The organism is Paenibacillus sp. 01L418 (assembly GCF_056400045.1).
In genome coordinates this window covers 1-3538 of sequence record NZ_JBFTSN010000562.1, presented here as the reverse complement: position 1 = coordinate 3538, position 3538 = coordinate 1, and the positions used below count along the sequence as shown (strand labels likewise).

Sequence of the window (3538 nt, the reverse complement as noted above, 5' to 3'; positions counted from 1 at the left end):
CGTCGGTTCTACCAAAGCCATAACTGGAAAAGTGTAATAGGGATTAAGCTGAAGCCTGGATAAGCTTTCTTTTAAATCCGACTTCATTGCACGGGCATTAGACACCAGGTTTCGCAAGAAACGCTCCCTCATCCACGTAAGAATGACATCTTCTTTAAATAATAACCCCTCGCTTAACATTCTCCATTTCCCCCTCTTGTAAGGTCGACTTGTGAAATGAATGACTTTAATTGAGATGAATCATTTTGTAAGAGTGCATATGCAAAGTAAAAGCTTCTTCTGCTAGTGCAGCGTCGCCAGTGCGCAGAACGTCTACGAGTCGAAGATGCCAATCCGCCAGCTCTTCTGTGGAGTAATGACGATTGGAAATAGCCATAAACCGCATTACTTTGATTCGCATCCGATTCCAAAGATCGAGAATCATATGGTTATCGCAGCGTCTATAAAAAAAGCCATGGAACTCCATATCAAGCTCTAATATGTTCAAAATATCGTTTTGCTCATGAGCAAGATCCATTTGACGAATCAGATCTTCTAAATAGTTAAAATCATTTTCGTTTAGCTGCTTCATAGATTGCCGTACCGCAAAACCTTCTATGATCTCTCTCAGCTCGAAAATATCTTTTATTTCCTTGTCGGTTATGTGAGAAACAATTGAGCCTTTGTTGGGGATGCTCGTACTAAACCCTGCTGATTTCAGTCGTTCCAGCGCTTCACGAACCGGTGCTTGGCTGATGTTGAATTTTTTTGCAATTTCAAGAACTAGCAACCTAGCTCCCGGCTGCAGCTCACCTGCTAGAATTTCCTTCTTTAATGCTGTGTAAACCTGATCGCTAATGGAGCTAACCGAAGGAATTGACATGTTCTCAAACATAACATTCACTTCTCCGTTTCCGATTATCGATTATCGATAATCTGCTTTGTAACAAGATTATAGAACTTATTCCCATCTATGACAACCGATTATTTTGTCGAAAACTGACAAATATACTGGGGCTTGGTTGAGAATAACCATCTGATCAAAACGAAAGGTACATAAGATTAAAATGGCTTATAAAATATTTTAGGACTTTATCTAGTCATGCAAATTCCTAGAGCATATAATAGAGATTGATTAATATCCGATATAATTACTTGGACAAATGGAGATTCAAATATGAATGTAAAAGTACCTACAATAAAAAAACAAGTTTTTGATCTCATCATTCGCGATGGACTCGTTTCCAAAGCTGCTTTAATGGCGCGACTAACGATAACATCCACCAGCTTGTCGCGATTGCTGGAGGAACTGCTAACGGATGGTCTAATTCTTGCTTCAGAGCTGGGACGTTCTACAGGCGGGCGAAAGCCTATATTGTATCGCGTCAATCCAGATCATCGTGCTGTGTTTGGGCTAGAAATATCCCGCTTCTCCTCCTCTATCGGTTTATATGATTTGAATTTAAAACCGCTCGCGTTTGAACGATGGAAGATGGATGAAAGAATGACGCCAGAAACGCTTGTGGGCAAAATCACTCAAATTGCTGAGCGTATGATGAGTGACTTTCACATTGATCGCAACAAAGTGATTGGGATTGGGATAGGCGCCGTTGGCCCTTTGAGCCGTGAAGATGGCGTCATGCTAAAACCCCGTTATTTTCCTGCACGAGGCTGGATTGATGTTCCCATCTGTGACTGGTTGGAACAGCGGCTTGGCATGCCTGCCCTGCTCGATAATGGAGCGAACACAGCTATTATCGGCGAGCATTGGGCACTGCGCAATGAAGAGGTTGAACACATGCTTTATGTTCATGCGGGAGTTGGTCTGCGAACCTCGATGATGTCAGGCGGACAAATCGTTAGAGGCGCAGTAGATATGGAAGGCTCGTTCGGTCAAATGATCATTCAGACCGATGGTCCAAGGCTAGGCGACGAAGGAAATTATGGCGCGCTTGAAGCACTTGTTTCCATTCCCGCGTTGGARAAGAAAATACGCTCTCAACTGAAGCTTGGCCGATCAAGCACGTTAATGGGTATTCCGCCAGAGGAAGTTCAATTTGACGCTTTGCGGAAAGCGTATTTGCAAAAAGATGCATTCATTACGGAGCAATTTCTACAAACAGCTACCTATCTCGGCATTGGTATCGCCAATCTCATTAATATTTTGCATCCCGAGGCTGTCATTTTAGGYGGCCCGCTCGTCAATGTCGATAAAACGATTTATGAAACGGTCATTCAAGTTGCCCGGAGCAACATTTATTACTCACCGCAGTATGAACCGAAATTTTCGCAAGGACAGCTGACTGAAGATGCCGTTACCGCAGGGGCAGCCATAATGCTGCTGCAGGATTGGGAACTTAATTAGAAACAAAAAACGATGCTGGCTTTGGCCTGCATCGTTCTTGTTTCTAGGCTATGGCGGGAGAACTAACATCGTACAAATGAAAATTTGAGGTGGGGATTTCTTTGCATCCAATAACCATATTTGAAATTGCAGCTTCGATTGGGTTTGTCATGATTATGTTTGTTATTGCATTACTTTTACCCAAGAAGGTTAGAAAACTGAGTTTATATATGTCTTGTTCATTAACTGTACTTTTGCTATTACTTTTTGTTATTCGTCCCTACTGGATTGATTATCAAGTTTCAAATAAAACAAAACAGCTAAATCTATATTTGGAGGAACGGTACCCTAATCAAGAATGGGAAATTAGTCGACAAGTAGGAAGACAATATAACCCTTATCACTTAAACGTTAATTTTATAAACGAAAAGGGTTGGACTTATACCTATTCAGTAGTTAATGAAAAAAACATTTTCCAAAGCTCTTGGATGCCGCCAGAAGGAAAGTTTCCCGATGCAGGGAAACATTACGAATGAATGATTGATCCAATTTTATACAATAACAGCTTTTTTATAGTAGTTGCAGCAGCTCGTTTAAATGATGAATTTCATACGTTGGATTAATGCTTGTACGATTTGGCTTTCGCTTCGGATTGTACCAGCATGTATCGATGCCATAATTGAGGCCGCCCTGGATATCAGATGTTAATGAATCACCGACCATAAGCACATTAGACTTATTGATCAGATTCAGCTTCTCGAATGCAAAATCAAAAATTCCCGTTTGCGGCTTCGAAAAACCAGTGTCCTCAGAAACGATAATATGCTCGAACGAATGAGCTAAAGCAGACCTGCCAATTCGACTATGCTGTGTCTGTTTAATCCCATTTGTGATGATTGCAATGCGATGCCCATTATGAAGAACCTGCTGAATAAGAACATCCGAGCCCTCGATTAAGAAAGAGCCCTCTCCCAAGTAATGAACGTAGCGCTCGCTAAAATGTACAGCATCAAGCTCGACTTTAACTTCTGCAAACAGTTTTCTAAATCGCTCATGCCGCAAAAAATCAAGAGTAATCTCACCCTTTTCAAAATCATTCCACAACTGCTGATTAACTGAGCGATAGAGTTCAATATGTGATTGTAGAAGGTCAATTTGAAACTCCAAGAAAACACTTTTAAGGGCGTGCGCCTCTGCTAAAGAATAATCAAATAA

The 3538-nt window shown here is 41.3% G+C and carries 5 protein-coding genes; 2 read left to right on the top strand and 3 right to left on the bottom strand.

Annotation, left to right across the window (positions count from 1 at the left end; all coding sequences use genetic code 11):
• Both AC1DSE_RS32705 and AC1DSE_RS32700 read right to left on the bottom strand, forming a co-directional pair.
• Positions 1-180 (bottom strand): hypothetical protein (locus tag AC1DSE_RS32705; protein ID WP_477528870.1); only part of this gene is annotated, 180 nt, incomplete at its 3' end.
• 46 nt (positions 181-226) lie between these two features.
• The gene (locus tag AC1DSE_RS32700) at positions 227-874 is read right to left on the bottom strand and encodes a GntR family transcriptional regulator (RefSeq protein WP_477511615.1); all 648 of its coding nucleotides are present in this window, start codon (positions 872-874) and stop codon (positions 227-229) included.
• A gap of 282 nt (positions 875-1156) precedes the next feature.
• Between AC1DSE_RS32700 and AC1DSE_RS32695 the strand changes: the two genes are divergently transcribed.
• Both AC1DSE_RS32695 and AC1DSE_RS32690 read left to right on the top strand, forming a co-directional pair.
• Entirely contained in the window at positions 1157-2344 is a 1188-nt protein-coding gene (locus AC1DSE_RS32695) for an ROK family protein (protein WP_076265903.1), read from the top strand.
• 101 nt (positions 2345-2445) lie between these two features.
• On the top strand, positions 2446-2859 hold the full coding sequence (locus AC1DSE_RS32690) for a hypothetical protein (RefSeq protein WP_477511614.1): 414 nt from the start codon (positions 2446-2448) through the stop codon (positions 2857-2859).
• A 34-nt stretch (positions 2860-2893) separates the two neighbouring features.
• Here AC1DSE_RS32690 and AC1DSE_RS32685 read toward each other — a convergent pair.
• A partial coding sequence (locus AC1DSE_RS32685) for a YjjG family noncanonical pyrimidine nucleotidase (protein WP_477528869.1) occupies positions 2894-3538 on the bottom strand: 645 nt, incomplete at its 5' end.

Bases quoted from the DNA above. Each gene is read 5' to 3' on its own strand.
- AC1DSE_RS32700 (WP_477511615.1), bottom strand. From the start codon at position 874: ATGTTTGAGAACATGTCAATTCCTTCGGTTAGCTCCATTAGCGATCAG.